Source organism: Piscicoccus intestinalis NBRC 104926 (genome assembly GCF_001515525.1).
Classification (GTDB): Bacteria; Actinomycetota; Actinomycetes; order Actinomycetales; family Dermatophilaceae; genus Kineosphaera; species Kineosphaera intestinalis.
Map to the genome: position 1 here is coordinate 1 of NZ_BCNQ01000316.1, position 872 is coordinate 872.

1 protein-coding gene is annotated in these 872 nt (G+C 78.6%); it reads left to right on the top strand.

The features are described 5' to 3' along the window. Positions 1-872: sensor histidine kinase (locus tag PINTE_RS23585; protein WP_373280194.1), on the top strand; the 872-nt coding region annotated here is incomplete at both ends.

An 872-nucleotide genomic window follows, 5' to 3' on the forward strand; every position in this document is an offset into this window, starting at 1 on the left:
GCTCGCCGCCCTCGACGGCCACGCCGACCGGCTCCCCGACGGCCCCGCGCCGACCCTGACGCGGCTGGCCCGCGACCTCGATCTCGACGCCGACATCGACGTGCAGGCCACGGGCGGCGACCCGCTGGTGCTGGAGGCGGTGACCGCGGCGGCCGCCGAGTGCGTGACGAACGTCGCGCGCCACTCCGGCCAGCAGCGCGTGCGGGTGCACGGGTTCGTGCACCCGCACCGGGCCCACGTCACCGTGCACGATCACGGCCGGGGCTTCGAGGCGGCCGCCGCGCGCCGGCGCTCGGGCCTGCGCACCTCGGTCACGGGCCGGATGCGCAGCGTCGGCGGCACCGCGCGGGTCGACTCCGCGCCGGGGTGGGGCACGACGGTCGTGCTGGAGTGGCGCGCGGACGCGGACCGCGGGGAGCCGCTGCTGCTGTGGCCCGCGCGCACGTTCGCGCCGATGGTCGCGATGGGCGCCGCGGTCGCCGCGTTGAACATCGCCCTCGGCCTCGACCGCCCGGTGCCGTTCGCGTGGGCGCCCACGCCGTACGTCGTCGCGGCCGTGATCATCGTCGCCGGACTGGCCACCGTCGTGCTGCCGGTGCGCTCCCGCTGGTGGTTCGCGTGGCTCGCGGTGATGGTCTGCGCCCCGGCGGTCATCGCGGCGGGCACGACCGTCTACGGCGCCACCGACTGGCGCTACTGGACGGTCGGGGCGATCATGCCCGCCCTCGCCTGCGCGGCCTTCCGGCACCGGGGCCGGTTCGCCGCCGCCGCGGCCGTGGGCTCACTCGCGCTCCTCGTGGCCGTCGAGGCCGGTGCCCGCGACCTCATCACGGCGCCCGCGCTGGCCACCCCGGCGGTGGCGCGCGCCGCGG